Source organism: Fluviicola taffensis DSM 16823, from assembly GCF_000194605.1.
In the GTDB taxonomy this organism is placed as follows: Bacteria; Bacteroidota; Bacteroidia; order Flavobacteriales_D; family Crocinitomicaceae; genus Fluviicola; species Fluviicola taffensis.
This window is the reverse complement of sequence record NC_015321.1, coordinates 4,600,673-4,618,594: the sequence shown is the minus strand read 5'-3', so window position 1 is coordinate 4,618,594 and position 17,922 is coordinate 4,600,673. Positions and strand designations below refer to the sequence as shown.

15 protein-coding genes are annotated in these 17,922 nt (G+C 36.1%); 10 read left to right on the top strand and 5 right to left on the bottom strand.

What is annotated here, in order from left to right:
• Window positions 1-20: 20 nt before the first annotated feature.
• Window positions 21-959, bottom strand: coding sequence for an alpha/beta fold hydrolase (locus FLUTA_RS20305; RefSeq protein ID WP_013688789.1), 939 nt, complete (start codon window positions 957-959; stop codon window positions 21-23).
• 198 nt (window positions 960-1,157) lie between these two features.
• Here FLUTA_RS20305 and FLUTA_RS20300 point away from each other — a divergent pair, with 198 nt between their 5' ends.
• From FLUTA_RS20300 to FLUTA_RS20290, 3 genes are all read left to right on the top strand, one after another.
• Window positions 1,158-1,676, top strand: coding sequence for a LemA family protein (locus FLUTA_RS20300; RefSeq protein WP_013688788.1), 519 nt, complete (start codon window positions 1,158-1,160; stop codon window positions 1,674-1,676).
• A gap of 9 nt (window positions 1,677-1,685) precedes the next feature.
• Window positions 1,686-2,666: a DUF3137 domain-containing protein gene (locus tag FLUTA_RS20295; protein WP_013688787.1), complete on the top strand. Its 981-nt coding sequence runs from the start codon at window positions 1,686-1,688 to the stop codon at window positions 2,664-2,666.
• A gap of 120 nt (window positions 2,667-2,786) precedes the next feature.
• Window positions 2,787-4,232, top strand: a complete 1,446-nt coding sequence (locus FLUTA_RS20290) for a phosphohexomutase domain-containing protein (protein ID WP_013688786.1) — start codon at window positions 2,787-2,789, stop codon at window positions 4,230-4,232.
• Between the two features lie 41 nt (window positions 4,233-4,273).
• Here FLUTA_RS20290 and FLUTA_RS20285 read toward each other — a convergent pair whose 3' ends face one another.
• Together FLUTA_RS20285 and FLUTA_RS20280 are read right to left on the bottom strand one after the other, a co-directional pair.
• Window positions 4,274-4,810, bottom strand: coding sequence for a hypothetical protein (locus tag FLUTA_RS20285; RefSeq protein WP_013688785.1), 537 nt, complete (start codon window positions 4,808-4,810; stop codon window positions 4,274-4,276).
• Between the two features lie 218 nt (window positions 4,811-5,028).
• Window positions 5,029-5,556: a hypothetical protein gene (locus FLUTA_RS20280; protein ID WP_013688784.1), complete on the bottom strand. Its 528-nt coding sequence runs from the start codon at window positions 5,554-5,556 to the stop codon at window positions 5,029-5,031.
• 236 nt (window positions 5,557-5,792) lie between these two features.
• Here FLUTA_RS20280 and aroC point away from each other — a divergent pair, with 236 nt between their 5' ends.
• The 5 genes from aroC (at window position 5,793) to FLUTA_RS20255 (ending at window position 13,445) form a co-directional block, all read left to right on the top strand.
• Window positions 5,793-6,863, top strand: coding sequence for a chorismate synthase (gene aroC / locus FLUTA_RS20275; RefSeq protein ID WP_013688783.1), 1,071 nt, complete (start codon window positions 5,793-5,795; stop codon window positions 6,861-6,863).
• Window positions 6,864-6,968: 105 nt separating this feature from the next.
• Entirely contained in the window at window positions 6,969-8,243 is a 1,275-nt protein-coding gene (locus FLUTA_RS20270; RefSeq protein ID WP_013688782.1) for an NAD(P)/FAD-dependent oxidoreductase, read from the top strand.
• Window positions 8,244-8,287: 44 nt separating this feature from the next.
• Window positions 8,288-11,332, top strand: coding sequence for a ligand-binding sensor domain-containing protein (locus FLUTA_RS20265; protein ID WP_013688781.1), 3,045 nt, complete (start codon window positions 8,288-8,290; stop codon window positions 11,330-11,332).
• 126 nt (window positions 11,333-11,458) lie between these two features.
• Window positions 11,459-12,076: a response regulator gene (locus tag FLUTA_RS20260; RefSeq protein ID WP_013688780.1), complete on the top strand. Its 618-nt coding sequence runs from the start codon at window positions 11,459-11,461 to the stop codon at window positions 12,074-12,076.
• Window positions 12,077-12,320: 244 nt separating this feature from the next.
• The gene (locus FLUTA_RS20255; protein ID WP_013688779.1) at window positions 12,321-13,445 is read left to right on the top strand and encodes a hypothetical protein; all 1,125 of its coding nucleotides are present in this window, start codon (window positions 12,321-12,323) and stop codon (window positions 13,443-13,445) included.
• Between the two features lie 146 nt (window positions 13,446-13,591).
• On the opposite strand, the gene FLUTA_RS20250 is transcribed toward FLUTA_RS20255, so the two are convergent.
• Entirely contained in the window at window positions 13,592-14,470 is an 879-nt protein-coding gene (locus tag FLUTA_RS20250) for a T9SS type A sorting domain-containing protein (protein ID WP_013688778.1), read from the bottom strand.
• A 170-nt stretch (window positions 14,471-14,640) separates the two neighbouring features.
• Here FLUTA_RS20250 and FLUTA_RS20245 point away from each other — a divergent pair, with 170 nt between their 5' ends.
• A complete protein-coding gene (locus FLUTA_RS20245) occupies window positions 14,641-15,108 on the top strand; it encodes a DUF4293 domain-containing protein (RefSeq protein WP_013688777.1) in 468 nt (155 codons plus the stop codon).
• Window positions 15,109-15,309: 201 nt separating this feature from the next.
• Window positions 15,310-17,184, top strand: coding sequence for an ABC-F family ATP-binding cassette domain-containing protein (locus tag FLUTA_RS20240; protein ID WP_013688776.1), 1,875 nt, complete (start codon window positions 15,310-15,312; stop codon window positions 17,182-17,184).
• Here the strand turns inward: FLUTA_RS20240 and FLUTA_RS20235 are convergent.
• On the bottom strand, window positions 17,181-17,921 hold the full coding sequence (locus tag FLUTA_RS20235) for a LytR/AlgR family response regulator transcription factor (RefSeq protein ID WP_013688775.1): 741 nt from the start codon (window positions 17,919-17,921) through the stop codon (window positions 17,181-17,183). The genes FLUTA_RS20240 and FLUTA_RS20235 overlap by 4 nt on opposite strands.
• Window position 17,922: the final 1 nt, after the last annotated feature.

The window sequence follows — 17,922 nt, the reverse complement described above, 5'->3', positions numbered from 1 at the left end:
CGGCGGAGGGATTTTTATTTTTAGACCAACCGTTCATCCAACCAGTTTTGGATATCTTGAAAAACCTGATGTTTGATATCTTCATTCAAAATTTCATGCCTCATTTTAGGATATAGCAATAAACTGGTATTTGAAAATCCTTCTTTCTTCATGTTTTCAACCGTTTTAGTAACTCCTTTGCTAAAATCCCCAATGGGATCTTCTGCGCCACTTACAAATAGAAATGGTAGTTTCTTGGATATGTTACTCGCCCAATCATTTCTTGTTGATTTGATGTTTAATGTGAGTAAGGTGTGAAACCCATTGTTGGTAAATGGAATGCCACAAAGTTCATCCTTCACAAAAGCGCGTTGATTCTCCTTGTTCACACTTAGCCAGCGTGTTTCAGATGAATCACCTTTGAAACGTTTATTGTTCAAATTATTAAAAAAACGATTAAGTTTTATGCTCCTTTTTTGAGGAGTCAGTGTGTTTAGGATAGAAAATACAAATCGGGCTATAGGAGCAATGGCTTGCTTTCCACCTGTTCCAACAATAATAGCACCATCAAATCGATGATGGGCTTGTTGTAGCAAGCATCTTGTTATAAAAGATCCCATAGAATGCCCGAGAACAAAATGCGGTATCGATGGAAACTCCTGTTCAAGTAACTCTGCCATTTTTTCGGCATCATCTACTACGCGTTTGGCAGCATTGTTTGAATGAAAATAACCATGATGAGATTTGGAAGCTGCCGTTTTCCCATGTCCTGCATGATCATAAGTCAAAACAGCATATCCGCTTTCAGCAAGAAAATTTGCAAATTCAATATAACGCCCGCTATGCTCCTGCATTCCATGTAAGATAAGTATGGTAGCTTTTAGAGGTTTCTCTTCTGATTGAAAAATAGTATGGAAAATAGCTTGTTCTGTTCCTGAATTGGTTATTTTATCAGTGAAACCACTTGTCTGTTTGATCATTGGACTTCTTTTTGTGATGGATTTTTCTAAAAATGAAGGAATATAGTGATAAGATTGCTATGAAAATAGAGATGATGTTATAAATTAACGAACGATTTTTCTATAATTAGATCAATTAGTACTGTTTGAGGATTAAAAAATGACCAAAATTTCAGAGTGTTTTTTCACTTCTGATTATCTTCGACAAAAAATGCTTCTATGTTATTAATTATAGTGATTTCACTAACTGTTGCTGTTCTCGTTCCTGTTATTACGGTTATTGTAATCAAAAATGGACTAATTGCTAAAGAAAATCAAGTTGAAAATGCTTTTGCTTCTGTGGATGTCATGCTCAAAAAACGGTTTGATTTAATCCCTCAATTAACATCTTGTGTGAGTGGATATATGACTCATGAAAAAGAATTATTGGAAAAATTGACAGCCTTACGATCTGGTTCAAGAGATACAGAAACATTAGCACAGGGAAATCATGAACTTCAGAGTCAATTTAGTCAGTTTTTAATCAAAGCGGAAGCGTATCCAGATTTAAAAGCGAGCGACCAATTTATGATGCTTCAACGAAGTATGAATGAAATGGAAGAACAATTGGCTGCAGCAAGAAGAACCTACAATATGTCTATCGAAATTTTCAACAATGCTGTACTTCAATTTCCGTCGTCCCTTATTGCAAAGAACAATAAGATGGAGAAGAAGCAGTATTTGAAATTCAACGACTAAATCATATTCATGGATATTAATTTTGCACAACTTCAGGCAGACATGATTGCTGGGGATTTAAGTGTTTTGGAAGCTGAAAGAAAATCATTTACTAAAAAGTTCTGGAAACATTTTTTGATTTGTCTGGCGCTTTTCATAGGAATACCTTTAGCCGTTTTCATTGTAAATCCCGATTCAATGTTTGTGGCATTAATCGCTGCGGGTTTAATTTTGGTTGGTTCCGCGATTTTTCTAGGTACAAGCTATAGTCGTTTCTATAAGTATTTTAAAGAACAGTTTAAAGGGAAAGTCATTCCGACTGTGGTGAAATTCGTAGATGAAAGATTGCACTACGAGCCGAATAAGGAATTAATTGATAAGTATACTGAAAGCCGAATCTTCTCTCAACGTTACGATCGATACAAAGCAGAAGATACCATTTCAGGAAAGTTTGATTTGACTGATTTTGCCTTTGGAGAAATTCATACGGAGTATAAAACGGTAACAAGAGATAAAAACGGAAATCGTCAGGAACACTGGCACACCATTTTTAAAGGGATGTTATTTGTCAGCGATTTTCACAAGAATTTCAATGGAGAAACTATCATTGATGTGGATTACATGGAGCGTTTCTTTGGGAGAATCGGACGAAGATTTCAGAAATGGAACCCAAGTCGAACTGGAAATCTTGTGAAATTGGAAAACCCTGAATTTGAAAATAAATTTGCCGTATACAGTACGGATGAGCAGGAGTGTCGGTATATCTTAACTCCTTCTATGATGGAAAGACTAGTTGAGATGGGGAATAAAATTCATTTTAAAGTTGCAATCTCATTTCGGAATAACCAGGTTTACATTGCTGTTTTCAACAATATGGATTTGTTTGAACCATCCGTTTTTGGAAGTCTACTCAAGGAGGAAGACTATCGAATTATTATCACAATGATGAAACTAATGACCGGAATTATTGAAGATTTGAATCTCAATACACGTATTTGGATGAAAGAATAATCGATTTAGTACTTATTTAATGTAATTCTAATCAATGTTTCGAACTTAGAAACATCACATTAACTATATTTGAACCCAACACTTGCACCAAAGCTGTGGAATCTCTAAAGGTAAGGCGGTATGAGATTAGTAGCGGCGCATAAAAATAGAATTGATTTGACAACAAAAATAAAATTTGGAACAGATGGTTGGAGAGCAATCATCGCGGATGAATTCACAGTTGAAAATGTAGCTCGTGTAGCTTATGCAACTGCTCAATGGCTCAAAAAATCTGATTGGAATTCGAAAATTGCTTTGGGACATGATTGTCGTTTCGCAGGGGAGCTTTTTGCGGAAACGGTCGCTAAAGTACTTTTGCATGAAGGAATTGATGTGTTGATGTCGAAAGGATTTGTCTCAACCCCAATGATTTCTTTGGCTGCAAATCAATTGGGGTGTGGACTTGGAGTTATTTTGACTGCAAGTCATAATCCGCCATCATACAACGGATATAAGTTGAAAGCACATTATGGTGGGCCTTTAACTCCTGAATTAGTTCAGGAAATCGAAGATATTATTCCAGATTCACTTCCCTTTGATTACGCATCAGTGGATTTGAGCAGTTTTGAAAAATCTGGTAAACTGGAAATAGTTGATTTTGAAACACGATATGTTCAACATATTGAGAAAAATTTCGACTTGGAAGCAATTCGCAAGTCCGGTCTGAATTTGGTGTATGATGCAATGTACGGAGCTGGACAAAATGTGATTAGACGTATTTTGCCTGATGTTCAATTGTTACATTGTGACTACAATCCGTCATTCCACGGACAAGCTCCAGAGCCAATTCAAAAGAATTTACAGGAATTAGAAAAGTACATCTTAGCTAAAGGAAATATTCACTGTGCATTAGCAACAGATGGAGATGCTGATCGAATTGGCTTATATAATGGAAAAGGTGAATTCATCGATTCTCATCATATTATTTTGTTATTGTTGCATTATTTGGTGACGAATAAAGGTATGACAGGGAAAGTAGTTACTGCTTTCAGTACAACTCCACGTGTAAAAACATTAGCAGAGCACTACGGATTGGAATATCAAGTGGTAAAAATCGGATTCAAGTACATCGCTGGAATCATGGTGGATGAAGACGTTCTGATAGGTGGAGAAGAATCTGGAGGTATTGCAGTGAAAGGACATATTCCTGAACGGGATGGAATTTGGATGGGATTAATCATCTGGGAATATATGGCGAAATCAGGTAAAACTTTGGATCAGTTGATTGACGAAGTTTATGCCATTGTTGGTCCTTTTAAATTTGAAAGAAACGATTTGCACATTACGGAAGATTTGAAGCAAGCCATTGTTGCTAAATGTAGTAATGACGAGTATAAATCATTTGGGAAATATACCGTTAGCAGCGTTGGAACTGTTGATGGTTGGAAATTTTTCTTCGACGATAATCGTTGGATGATGATTCGAGCATCTGGTACTGAACCCGTTTTAAGAACCTATGCTGAAGCACCAACGCTTGAAGAAGTAAGAGAAATCTTAAAGGTGACCGAAAAAACAATATGTAATTAAAAAACAAAAAAGCTTCCGTTAATTTAACGGAAGCTTTTTTGTTAATGTCTATGTCCTTTGCCATGACCGTGATCATGTCCTTTGTGATGATGTTTTTTAGGATGGTGTTCATGAACAACCACTGTTCGGTGTGGTTCCACAACAACTGGATTAATGTCTATATGAAAACTGATATTTGATTTGGGTTTGCTTTCAACGCGAACTCTTGGAGCTGGCTTTGGCCTAACTACACGGTATTCATGATACACTTTCCGGTGATCTGGATTGTAATAATACGGGTGTGTTGAAGCAATCCAAAGTGTGAATTTGGGAGAACTAGAATAAGTCACCGAAACCTGTCTTCTGGGTAAATGAGATACCGGTTTCCAATAAGTTCTCTCCCAAATAAAGTAAACATTATCCGACGGATCATAATAGACATTTTGTCTCGGATAGTAATAATATTTGTGCTTTTTTTGCCCATGTTTGTGAGGTCCGCTTTTAGGATGTTCTGGTCGAGCGTGCAAATTATTTCCCATGAGACTGAATGAAAAACAAAGAGCTAAAACTGGAGCCAAATAGTTGCTTAAATTTTTCATGACTTGAATGTTTAAGTTTCAATTAGGTTATTCAATATTCTTGCCGTAATAAGTGTCAGAGTTCAATTTGATTCTTACATCTTTAATAATCAATTGTTTATATATGGATATTGCTTTTCAATGATTTACTTCAAAATGGATACTAAATTCAATTTGAATAAGCTGTTTTCAAAATGAAAAAAAAGAAAGCGTCTTGAACGAATCGTTTTATTGATGAATCAATGTTTATGTCCATTATGTTTAGGATGCGAAAAATGACCTGGAATATGTTTAACCACATAATGTTCCTCAATAATGAGTTCCTTTTTCTGATTCGTTTTTGGATTTATTTCCACGTAATATTCATTTCTCCATTTGTTTTTTTTAGGATGATATTCCTTTTTTTGATTATTAAATAGACGATAATTAGCATACTTCTTTCTATGATCCGCATTGAAATAATAAGGATGAGTTGTAACCATTACTAACTCGAATTTAGGAGTGTTTCCTCGGTTAATAGTCTCATATTTAGAAGGAAGATGAACGATTCGATTCCATTGTGTATTTCCCCAAATGAAATAAACTTTTCCCTTTGGATAGAAATAGATGTTCTGTTGAGGGTAATAGTAGTACAGGTGTTTTTTTTGCTGGTTTTTTTGAATAAAATAAGGCCGTTGGGCAAAACTTCTTACCTGCATTGAGTTTACACTAAAAATGAGCAGGCACAGAATGAATACTTTTGCGAAGTGATTAGATTCTTTTTTCATGACACTGATTTTTGATATTCTATCAAACCAATTGCCTTGCCAAAGGTTATAATCAATTGAATGAATACACTTTAATACATTGGTATACAGTCATTGGTTTAAAAATCACTGATTTGGATTTTTTTCAAAAAAACGAATAGATTATTCAATTTGAAAGAGCTGTTTTCAAAATGGAGAATCATTCTTGAAGCAATTCTTCCTGAATTAACTACATTTGGTAGTGTAATAAAAAACATATGGCAGGTTCAAGTTTTGGAACATTGGTGCGCCTAACAACATTTGGTGAATCACATGGAAAAGCAATTGGTGGTATCATTGAAGGAATTCCAGCGGGTTTTTCGTTAGATTATAATCAAATACAGCACGATTTAGACCGAAGAAAACCAGGTCAGTCAGCTATCGTAACACAACGGAAAGAATCAGACAAAGTTCAGTTTTTATCTGGTATTTTTGATGGAAAGACTACTGGAACCCCCATTGGATTTACGATAGAAAATGAAGATCAAAAATCTGCTGATTACACGGAACTTCAAAAAGCATTTAGGCCTTCTCATGCTGATTTCACATATCAGCAAAAATATGGAATTCGAGATTACCGTGGAGGAGGAAGGTCTTCTGCGCGAGAAACAGCTTGTCGTGTAGTAGCTGGTGCAATTGCAAAGCAAATTTTGGCTCAAAAAAACATTCGAATCGACGCATTTGTGTATCAAGTAGGTTCACTCAAATGGACAGGAGAATGGAAGTCGGAATTGAAAACAATTAGTGAAGCAAATAATGTGCGTGTTCCTTCAGAAGAACTTGCTGTGGAAATGGAGAATTTGATTCGGGAAATAAGAAAAGAGGGTGATACAATTGGTGGCGGGATTCGTTGTGTGATTACGGGAGTTCCTACAGGACTTGGAGAACCCGTTTTTGATAAATTACACACTGAATTAGGAAAAGCAATGCTTTCGATAAATGCAGTGAAAGGTTTTGATTTTGGCTCAGGCTTCGATTCGATTTCAATGAAAGGTTCTGAACACAATGATTTGTTTACAACTGATGGAACAACAAAGACAAACTTTTCAGGAGGAATTCAAGGAGGGATTTCCAATGGAATGCCGATCGATTTCAGAGTGGCCTTTAAACCTGTAGCAACTTTAATTCAGGAGCAAGATACAATCAACGAAGATTTTGAAGCTGTAAAGCTAATGGGGAAAGGTAGACACGATCCGTGTGTTGTTCCTCGAGCTGTTCCAATCGTGGAAGCAATGGCTGCATTGGTGATTTTAGATTATTACTTGATGCAAAAAGCTTATAAAAAATAACGGTCTGTGAATTTCTGAATCAAAATCGAATTGTAAGTTTAATTTAACAAAAATTAGACGCTAAAATAGCATTTTTTCTGCTCAAAATTGGGTAAATTCAAGGCCATGAAACGAAAAAAAATAGTCATCATAGGTGGTGGCTTTGCGGGTCTAAATCTCGCTCGTAAATTGGCTAAGTCCGATTGTGAAATAATTTTGGTGGATAAGCAAAATCACCACATGTTTCAACCGCTATTTTATCAAGTGGCAAGTGCACGCCTGGAACCTTCAAGCATCTCCTTTCCATTTCGAGCAATTTTTAAACGAAGGAAGAATGTGGAATTTCGGTATGCGACAGTAGAACTTATTCGACCAGAAGACAATATCATTGAAACTTCCATGGGTGAAATTGGGTATGATGAGTTGATTATTGCAACGGGTTGTAAAACAAATTTCTTTGGGAATGCGGAATTGGAAAAGCATACCATGGCTATGAAATCTACTCAGCAAACGATTCACATTCGAAATACAATCCTCACGAAGTTCGAGAAAATCATGTTTGTGGAAAATAAACAGGAACAAGATGAATTGATGAATTTGGTGATTGTGGGTGCAGGTCCAACAGGTGTAGAGCTTTCTGGAGCTTTTGCCGAAATGAAAACCAAAGTGCTACCACACGATTACCCAAACTATGATTTCTCTCGATTAAAAATTATTTTGTTGGAAGGAAGTCCGAATACATTGAATGCCATGAGTGATAAATCGCGCGCTTGGTCTCGTAAATATTTGGAAGGAATGGGAATCGATGTCAGAACTTCAACAGTTGTTTCCACGTTTGATGGACATAATTTAACCTTAAAAACAGGAGAGGTAATCCCTACTCAAACTGTGATATGGGCGGCTGGCGTTCAAGGAAATGTATTGGCTGGTTTAGAAAAAGCAACGATGGTTCGTGCTCGCTATATGGTTGATCACTTTTCAAAAATTGTAGGTTACGAGAATGTGTATGCTATTGGTGATATTTCCTACATGGAAACTGAGAAATATCCCCAAGGACATCCACAATTAGCAAACGTAGCAATCAATCAAGGAAGAGTACTAGCGAATAATTTCCGTGCAAAATGGATTGGAAAAAAGCAAGTTGCATTTGAATACAAAGACAAAGGAACCATGGCAACCGTTGGAAAACACAAGGCTGTTGTTGAATTACCCAATTTTAAATTCCAAGGGTATTTTGCTTGGATGGTTTGGATGGTACTTCACTTAATGCTCATTTTAAGTGTCCGAAATAAAATTGCGGTTTTCTTCAACTGGGCTTGGAGATACATTACTGGAGATACTTCTTTGCGTTTAATCTTGAGAGATGAACGGGATCGGGATAACATGAGACGAAATGATTGATTTCAGCTGTAATTCATTGTAAATAAAGTCTTAAAACCGTAGTTTTGGTTAAACTCAATCAAAACTACGGTTTGCTGTATAGAAATTACATCCTCTGTTTATTCCTGTTTATAGGCTTTGGCGTTTGGACTCAATCCAACACGGGGCAGTTTATTAACTATGGAGTTAAAGATGGTTTATGTGAACCAGTTTGCAGCGGAATAGTTCAAGATAGTCGTGGATTTTATTGGGTCTCCACTCAAGGAGGAATCAATCGATTTGACGGCACTAATTTTAAATGTTATTTCCCAAGCGAAATGCTTGGAGAAAAGCAATTATTGGATAACTCGCGGGTATTTTTTGAAATTGCTCCGAATCAATTAATCCTCACTTTAGGAAATTCGAAAGCATTCATTTTGAATTGTATTTCTCCCGATTTGAAGCCAATTCAATGTTTGAAAAATCGCAATGCACTGGATATTGAACGGATAGATAAAAACCGAGTGAGTGTTTCTTCCATTGATACTGTTTTTATATTGAATAATGAGCTTGAAATTATTCAAACGATTGCACCTCCAACTCAGGAAAAAGGTCTTGGTATTCAGCTAAAAATGATCAGCGAGTCGAAATGCTTGATTTCTTCTTCGAAAGAATTTTTCTTTTTTGACTTTAAGACTGCTAAGTTTAAATCGTTCAAGCCACAAATAAGGCTCGAAGGATTGTTAAACACAGGATATCAATTATTGCATGTAGATCAAGAGAATCACTGGATTTATTTGGTTAATTATTTCATGGGATTGGTTCAAGTTAATTATCAGGGGAATGTTATTCATGCTTGGGATGAGTTACATTTGAATACCGATTTGAGTGGATTACCCAATAAGATAGTTGTAGACAAGAACAATCCGCAAATGGTTTGGATTTCTGGAAATAAGGGTTTTTCTCATTTCAACCTGCTATCACATAAGGCAATCAACTATTTCCACGATCCCAATATTCCGCTTTCACTTGCCGATAATCAGATAAATAATCTCTATTTAGATCGGTATCAAAATTTGTGGGTCACAACTTATAAGGGATTGAGTATTCTGAATAAGAACAGTACATTGATTTCAGAATGGAATCTTTCGATAAGTTCGGATGAACCTTTAATGAATATCTGTAGAATCTCTCCAAATGAACTGTTAGCAACGAAATATTACGACGGGGTCTATCAGATCAATGAAAAAAGGAATCAATTCGATCCTTTTTATTCAAAAGAATTACACGGCTCGTGGTTTGTTTTTAAAGATGGAATTCATGTCGTCCACGGAGGAAAAGGAGCAGATTTACAGCTGGTTAATCTCCAAACAAATCAGGTTTCTAAATTATCCTTTTTGAAACCGTATTTCAAGCAATCGGATGTGGTTGTGTTGGGGTTTAGACATAGCTCTGGGAATTGGTGGTTTAGTGGAAATGTTGGCGGTGGATTGGTTCGGTATCATCCGAAATCGCACCAAATAACTCATTTTTCAAGAGCCAAATCGTCCTTTTCAGGATCTTATTTTACGAGTTATTCAGAAGCTCCGAATGGAGATCTTTGGTTCTCAAGTAATAAAACACAAATATTGACTCATTGGATTCAAGCAGAAGACCGTTTTGAAGAAATCAATTTTGCGTATATTTTTGAAAAACAGCACCAAAGTATCATTCAATGTGTGAAAACCGATAACCGAGGAAATGTGTGGATTGCTTTTGAAGGAAGCGGGTTAGTGCGTTATGTTATTTCAACCAAAAAAATCACCATTTTTGGAAAAAAGGAGGGAATTCCATCTAATTTTATCTACAACTTGGTTTTTGATGATCAGGAAAGATTGTGGGTAGGGACGAAAAAAGGATTAGCCTGTTTGGAAGTAGATTTAAGAACAGCACACTTTTTTGGAGTAGAGAATGGATTTCCTTCCGAACATTTCGATCAAAGCTCTTATTTTGATTATCAAACACAGATGGTGTGGATTGCATCCGACAATTATTTACTCCGATTTTCTCCAGATAAACTGCTGAAAACAAAACGTCTTGAATTGAAATTGTTTGTAGATGAGTTTTTAGTGTCTAACGTCAAGCAGTCTTTAGAGAATACCTCAAATTATGATTTTTCTCCCATTCAGAATACTATTCAATTGACATTTTCAACAATCAATGCTTTAGGGAAACATCAAATTGAGTATAGTTATTTCTTGGAAGGCTCATCTGAGACTTGGGTTTCATTAGGAACCAATTCCAGCGTTTTTTTTCCTTCATTACCTTCTGGAAAGTATCAATTTCGTCTGCGTGCAAAAATTCCAGGGACAAAAAAATGGTTTTATTTAAAGAATCCCATTCGTTTTGTCATTGCGACACCTTGGTATCTTACATGGTGGTTCAAAATCCTCATTGTTTTAGCGAGTTCAGGAGTTATTTTCCTGGTTACAAGGATTTATTTCCTGAGAAAGATAGAAAAACAACGCGCAATTCTTGAGAAGCAACTCGCAGTTCAAAATGAAAGAGATAGAATTGCTTATGACATGCATGATGATTTGGGAAGCGGGCTGACTAAAATATCCTATTTAAGTAAAGAAGCACTCCGCAAATCGGAAAATCAAGCAGAACTTAATCGGATTAATAACACTTCGGTAGAATTAGTAAATAATATGAGCGAGTTGATTTGGGCGATGAAAGTTGAGAACGATTCATTACTGGATTTGATGAGTTATCTGCGGCATTATGCCATGGAATACTTTGAAACGAATCAGATTGAAATTCAAATGGAATTGGATGAATTACTGGAAGACCGCAGAATATCTGGTGAAGTTCGAAGACAAGTATTTTTGATTTTTAAGGAGGCGCTTCACAACATTGTAAAACATGCTCACACAAAACGTGTTTATATTCAAATTCAAGTGACAGAAAAGATGCGAATTCTGATCAGAGATTATGGTGTTGGATTTCAAGTGAAGGAAGGAAGAGCTTCTGGAAATGGTATGAAGACGATGCAAAATCGCACCAATAAGTTAAACGGAGTCATGAAACTGGAAAGCAGTGAAGAAGGTGTGGAATTGATAGTTGAATTTCCGTTGAGTACAGAAGACTGAGATGAATGCCTTCATTGCTTATTTGGCAGCAATTTAGTAAAATTACTTACAGACAATTGGCGTGCCGAAAATCAACCGTTTGTTTCATTGTGTTTGAGAGATGAAAGCTCGTAATTTGTAACAGAGATGATTAATATTTGTATCATAGAAGATATATTGGATATCCAACAAGGATTGCGATCTGTCATTGAAAGTGATGACCGTCTACAATGGGTACGTTCGTTTGAAACCGCTGAAGAAGCCATTGAGTGTATTCCAAAGCTGAAACCAGATGTGGTGATTACGGATATTAATTTGCCAGGTAAGAATGGAATTGAATGTGTTTTTGAATTAAAGAGTATTGATTCTGAAATTCAATTTATCATGTTTACCATCTATGAAGACAACGATCAGGTTTTTGAAGCTTTAAAAGCAGGAGCTACTGGGTATATTCTCAAAAACACTAATCCAGACAAGATCATAGAAGCCATTTTGGAATTACACGAAGGAGGAAGTCCTATGTCACCCAAAATTGCACGAAAAGTCTTACAATCATTCAATAAGGCAGAAAATCCTGTTTTACAATTAATCTCCAAACGGGAAAGAGAAGTACTTGATTTATTGAGTAAAGGTTATTTATATAAGGAAATTGCGGATAAATTGAATATTACATTGAGCACTGTAAAGCGTCACTTAAATCACATTTACGAAAAACTTCAAGTTCAAAACAAAACCGAAGCGGTGAATAAGCTTTATGGGAAGTAGTTCAATAGTTCAATAGTTCAATAGTTCAATAGTTCAATAGTTCAATAGTTCAATAGTTCAATAGTTCAATAGTTCAATAGTTCAATAGTTCAATATAGATTTACTTAAACACATTTGAACCCTTTGAACCCTTTGAACCCTTTGAACCTTCTATGAACCTTCTATGAACTCTCCTTAAAATGAACCAAACGGTTGATTGACAACCCCTCTTCTTCAAACTACTTTTGCTTAAAAACAAAGAGTTATGAAGAGAAAAATAAGAGTAGCAATGTGGTCGGTTTTATCACTTGCATTGGTGTTCGTTTCGTGTAAGAAGAATAATCCGGAGCCTGAACCTGAACCAACTCCCACACCTACACCAACAAATTGCAATGTGGTAGAAGTAAATCCTACGGGGATTGCAGTGACGATTTCCACGCCCACAACCTGGACTGCTGGAAATGTGTATGCAGTGACAAGTAAAGTAACCGTTACTTCTGTTTTAACGATTGAAGCGGGTGCGATTATTAAACTGGATGTTTCTGGAGGTTTTGAAGTCATTAATTCTGGAAAAATAAGTGCTAATGGAACTTCTTCACAACACATTACTTTCACATCCATCAAAGATGATACTTATTGTGGAGATTCTAACGGAGACGGAACCGCTACAGGCCCTTTAAAGGGGGATTGGCAAAACATTTACCTGAATGGGGGAACGAATAATTCGTTTGCATATTGCGATATTTTATATTCAGGAAGAAGTGATTACAATGCGGTGGAAATTTCTGTTGCAGGTCCTATATTCACATTCGATCATTGTACTTTCGCACATACTTTGAGTAGTAATTCTTCTTCAGGAGCTTATGTGTTTCATGGAGGAAGTTATATGAGTGATCCTTCAGTTTCTGTTTTTACAAACAACGTTTTTTACGACAATGACCGACCTTTGTACTGTAGTTTTGATTATACTGTAAACACCAATAATAGTTTTCATAATCCAGCGAATGTGAATCAAAAAAATACCCGAAATGGTATCTTCATGTGGGGAGGTATTGGAGCCAGCGTGAGCTACAATGTTTCAGAGGTTCCCTACGTTTTTATGACGGATTTTAGCGGTGGAGGTAGTGCAGCAGTTCGCAATGTAAATATTGGAAATAATGTGGTTTTAAAATTCATGTCATCGAGTTGGGGAATTTCCAGAGGTACGAATAATCACATTAATTTGGGTTCAGGAGTGGTTTTCACTTCTTATAAAGATGATGCGAATGGCGGAGATACCAATGGAGACGGAAATTCAAGTAATCCTGCAGTTGGTGATTGGAACGGGTTTTGGGATTACGCATCCAATTCCTATGTTTCGGGATCTTATATTTTATACGCAGCAAATTAACTATGATCCGATTACCACTTTAGTTTAGGTAGTAATGGTTAGGTAAACGGTCAGATTGTTTTGCAATCTGACCGTTTTTAGTTATCACTCTATCAAACGAGCGGTATCTTTATCATTTGGTAAAATCAATGTCTTATGTGAATCTTCTAGTTCTTCAAAATTCGAACAGTTTCCTTGAAATCTTTAGACTGAATAATTATCAAATAGATCCCGCTAGTCAAATCTGTTAAATCAATAAGTTGGCGGAAAGTGCCTTTGGAAATTTTTCCAGAGTAGATTTCTTTGATTCGCTTTCCACTGGTATCGTATAACTGGATGTCCATGTGTTCTTTTTGAGGAGCTTGGATTTCTATAGTTGTACTTTCCACAGCTGGATTTGGAAATGCAAAAGCTTTAAATTCCGTTGGAATCGGATCTCCGTTTTCATCTAATTCGACTTCTCGAGTTAAAGGTTCAAGGTATTCCAAGTAGATAGGGCTGCTGCCAATTCCACCCAATATGTGACTAATGTGTGTTTCTGGATATCCTACAATTTCGACTTCGTCAATGACTTCGACGAAGGAATCTTGTGAAAATGAAATAGATTCGACGTCTATTTCTCGCACAAAAATATTGTCGACATTTGGAATAGTGATTTCTTCTACGATATCTTTCTGTTCAATAATTTTAGTGATAGCTGCTTGCGTAGCGACAATTTTTTGTTGGTCTCGTTCGTCTTCACAGCTGAAAAGCGTTAATCCAAAAACAATCATCAAAGCCATAATGAAAAGATGTTGGAAGTTGGTTTTATTGCTTCTCATCAAATCATCAAATTCTGCATTCAAAGCTATTTCCTGATCGATGGTCATTCGTCCGCAAACTTCCTGACCTTTAAATTTCAGTAAAGTACGTTTGATTTCATCGGTTGATTTATTCGTGAAATCGTGAACATGTTTGACGCACTTTTGGCAAAAAGCTCCTTTTTCTGTCGGTGTCATCTTGCTCCAATCTTCTGAACAAGCTTTTTGAATTCCTACATTTTTCATAGTAGATAAGTTTGGTTTCTAATTCGTTTCAGCAATAAGATGTAAACTACTTTGTTTTTCCATAACAATTTCAAAAAACAATAAATGTTCTAAAATCATTGATTAAAATGTACTTGAATGGAATTGTATAGCATCGAAAATGATAACTTTGAAGCCAAATATTCAAAAACATGATTCAGCGCATTCAAACCGTTTACTTTTTAATAGCAGCAATTTTGGTTGCAACAACACTTTTTGGAACTGATTTATTTTCTTTCGATCAAGGGACGTTTGTTCATTCAACAGCATATCATCTTTTTAGAGGGGTTGATGCAGAAGGAAAAAAAGTGGATTTCTGGATGCTTTCATTGGTTCAAATAATCTTTGCATTGATGATTATTTTTTCATTCAAAATGCGTCATCGTCAGATATTCTTAGGATGGATTTTGTTGGTGTTGAATATTCTGAGTTCAGCTTGGATTGTTTTAGGATCAATTGCTGAACCAATGCAATGTACGATGTGTAACGAAGGTGCAACAAACTTGTCATACGGTATTGTTTTCTATTTACATGCTGCAGCTTTCATTTTTGTATTCCTTGGAATCAGAGGAGTTCGAAAAGACAAAAAGACGATTGACTCGTTGAATAGACTGAGATAATTGAAAATGGAGACTAGAAATGACTTAAGACTATAGACAAAAGACGCAAGTCTAGAATTAGTCTAAAGTCTATAGTATTTCATCTTAAGTCTAATATTTTCTATTCCCATTGTTTTCATTCGTAATTCGTAATTATCCCCTATCTTTGTGCCGTCGCTGAAGCTTTAGCCCAAGCGTTGCACTTTCAAAACAACAATTAGCATGAATTTTCTTTCCGTTGAAAACCTTACGAAGTCCTTTGGGGATCGCGTAATCTTCTCAGATATTACCTTTGGTATCGACCAAGGAGACAAGGTTGCCATCGTGGCAAAAAACGGAAATGGGAAAACCACTTTGCTTCGTTGTTTGATGAATCTGGAACAAATCGATTCAGGAAGAGTTGTTTACAGAAATGATTTGCGCGTTGCTTTTATGCAGCAAACAGAAACGTTGGATGAAACACACACCATTTTAGAAGCTGTTTTTTCTCACGATTTACCCGAACTTCAAATCGTTAAGAAATACAATCAAGCATTGCGTGAAGGAAACGAAGCTGCAATCCATGAATGTTATGAAGAATTGACGGAGCTGAATGCTTGGGACATGGAGGTGAAGGTTAATCAGATTCTTTCGGTTCTTAAATTGAATGATACAAGTTTATTGGTTGGAAGTCTTTCTGGTGGACAGAAAAAACGGGTTGCACTTGCGCAGGTTTTAGTTGCAGAAGCAGATTTTTTAATCTTGGATGAGCCTACCAATCATTTGGATTTGGATATGATTGAATGGCTGGAGGAATATCTTTCCAAGTCAAAATCGACTATTTTAATGGTAACGCACGACCGTTATTTCCTGGAAGTGGTTTGTGATACCATTTATGAGTTAGAAGACAAAACGCTTTATAAATACAAAGGAAATTTCTCGTATTATCTGGAGAAAAAGGCCGAACGACAAGATCAGTTGCAATCTACTATCGATAAAGCTAGAAATACTTTCAAGAAGGAATTAGATTGGATTCGGAGACAGCCAAAAGCGCGCGGAACGAAACAAAAAGCCCGCGTAGATAGTTTTCAAGACATTAAGAAAGTTGCCAGTCAACGAATCGACGATGATGAAATCGATATTCCAGTGAAAATGGAGCGATTGGGTTCTAAAATTCTGGAATTGCATAAAATTGGAAAGTCTTACGGCGATAAAATTATTTTGGATAATTTTTCCTACAATTTTCAGCGAAAAGAGCGCTTGGGAATTGTTGGAAACAACGGAACAGGAAAATCTACTTTCTTGAATATGATTCAAAGTAGGGAAGAAGTTGACAAAGGAAAAGTAGTTACCGGTGAAACGGTCGTCTTTGGTTATTACAGTCAGGAATTAATCAAAGTAGATGAAGATAAAAAGGTCATTGACGTTATTCGAGATATTGCTGAGTTTATTCCATTGGAAAAAGGGAAACAACTTTCTGCAGCGCAATTTTTAGAAAAATTCTTGTTTGCGCGTCACATGCATTACAACTTCGTTCACAAACTAAGTGGAGGAGAAAAACGACGTTTGAAATTGATGACCGTTTTGATGTCGAATCCCAATTTCTTGATTTTGGATGAGCCTACAAATGATTTGGACATCTTCGTAATGAGTGTTTTGGAAGATTACTTGAGAACATTTGAAGGTTGTTTGATTGTTGTTTCGCATGACCGTTATTTCATGGATAAAATGGTTGATCACTTGTTCGTTTTTGAAGGACAAGGTGCAATCAAAGATATCATTGGTAACTACACTGAATACAGAAAACAAACTGCAGCGGATTACAAAAAAGATAAATCAACAGATGATAAACCCGTTGAAGTTGTCAAAGTGAAGCAGATTTCTGAAGAAGCTCCGAAAGAGAAACGCAAATTATCATTCAAGGAAAAAAGCGAATTCGATCAGATTGAGAAAGACCTGGAGCGTTTGGAAGAAGAGAAAACCAAATGGACAAACGTATTATCTGATTCAAGTTCGAATAACGAAAAATTGATGGAAGCAGGAGTGAAGTTGGGTGCAATTGTTTCAGAGATAGATGAGAAAACAGAACGCTGGATTGAATTGTCTGAGTTTGCTTAAATCTTCATAAAGAGTTCTAAAAATTCTTGTTTTTTACTACGACTTAGCGAAACGGACTTTCCATCTTCTAGGATTAGTTCACCTCCATCTCCACGAATGTATTGTTTGATGCTTTTCAAATTGACAATATGTGATTTATGAGCTCTGAAAAAGATTGGATTGTCTATCAAAACATCTTCGAAAGTTGCCATGGTTTTGCTTGCCAAGTGCTTCGTCTTATCTTTCATAATCAAATAAGTATAGCTACTACTCGCTTCTAAATACATGATTTCTTCGATTTTGATGAAGATTAACCCAGATTGAGTGGAAAGAGCAATCGTATCTTGAATTTTACCATTTCGAAACAAATGCAAGTTTTGGATTTGTTCATCAGTGATTTTCTGATTCTCGATTTTGTAATTGTCTAATGCCTGAATTAAATCTGTTTTATCAATAGGTTTCAATAAGTAATCCAATGCATTCATACGCAAAGCTTTCACGGCATATTGGTCATAAGCAGTAGTGAAAATAACTTTGAATGGAATGGTTGTAAATTGAGCTAAGAAATCAAATCCATTTTGATTCGGCATTTCAATATCTAGAAATACGATGTCCGGATTGAATTCCTCTACCAATTTGATACCGTCGTTGCTGTTTTGAACCATTCCAATAATTTGAACTTCATCCAGTTGTTTTAAGATAAACTCTAAGGTTATCAAACAGTGTTTTTCATCATCAATTAAAAGTACTTTGATCATG

Coding starts and splice junctions, on each gene's coding strand:
- FLUTA_RS20300 (WP_013688788.1), top strand. CDS start 1,158: ATGTTATTAATTATAGTGATTTCACTAACTGTTGCTGTTCTCGTTCCT.
- aroC (WP_013688783.1), top strand. CDS start 5,793: ATGGCAGGTTCAAGTTTTGGAACATTGGTGCGCCTAACAACATTTGGT.
- FLUTA_RS20250 (WP_013688778.1), bottom strand. CDS start 14,470: ATGAAAAATGTAGGAATTCAAAAAGCTTGTTCAGAAGATTGGAGCAAG.
- FLUTA_RS20270 (WP_013688782.1), top strand. CDS start 6,969: ATGAAACGAAAAAAAATAGTCATCATAGGTGGTGGCTTTGCGGGTCTA.
- FLUTA_RS20255 (WP_013688779.1), top strand. CDS start 12,321: ATGAAGAGAAAAATAAGAGTAGCAATGTGGTCGGTTTTATCACTTGCA.
- FLUTA_RS20235 (WP_013688775.1), bottom strand. CDS start 17,921: ATGATCAAAGTACTTTTAATTGATGATGAAAAACACTGTTTGATAACC.
- FLUTA_RS20260 (WP_013688780.1), top strand. CDS start 11,459: ATGATTAATATTTGTATCATAGAAGATATATTGGATATCCAACAAGGA.
- FLUTA_RS20280 (WP_013688784.1), bottom strand. CDS start 5,556: ATGAAAAAAGAATCTAATCACTTCGCAAAAGTATTCATTCTGTGCCTG.
- FLUTA_RS20305 (WP_013688789.1), bottom strand. CDS start 959: ATGATCAAACAGACAAGTGGTTTCACTGATAAAATAACCAATTCAGGA.
- FLUTA_RS20285 (WP_013688785.1), bottom strand. CDS start 4,810: ATGAAAAATTTAAGCAACTATTTGGCTCCAGTTTTAGCTCTTTGTTTT.
- FLUTA_RS20240 (WP_013688776.1), top strand. CDS start 15,310: ATGAATTTTCTTTCCGTTGAAAACCTTACGAAGTCCTTTGGGGATCGC.
- FLUTA_RS20295 (WP_013688787.1), top strand. CDS start 1,686: ATGGATATTAATTTTGCACAACTTCAGGCAGACATGATTGCTGGGGAT.
- FLUTA_RS20245 (WP_013688777.1), top strand. CDS start 14,641: ATGATTCAGCGCATTCAAACCGTTTACTTTTTAATAGCAGCAATTTTG.
- FLUTA_RS20290 (WP_013688786.1), top strand. CDS start 2,787: ATGAGATTAGTAGCGGCGCATAAAAATAGAATTGATTTGACAACAAAA.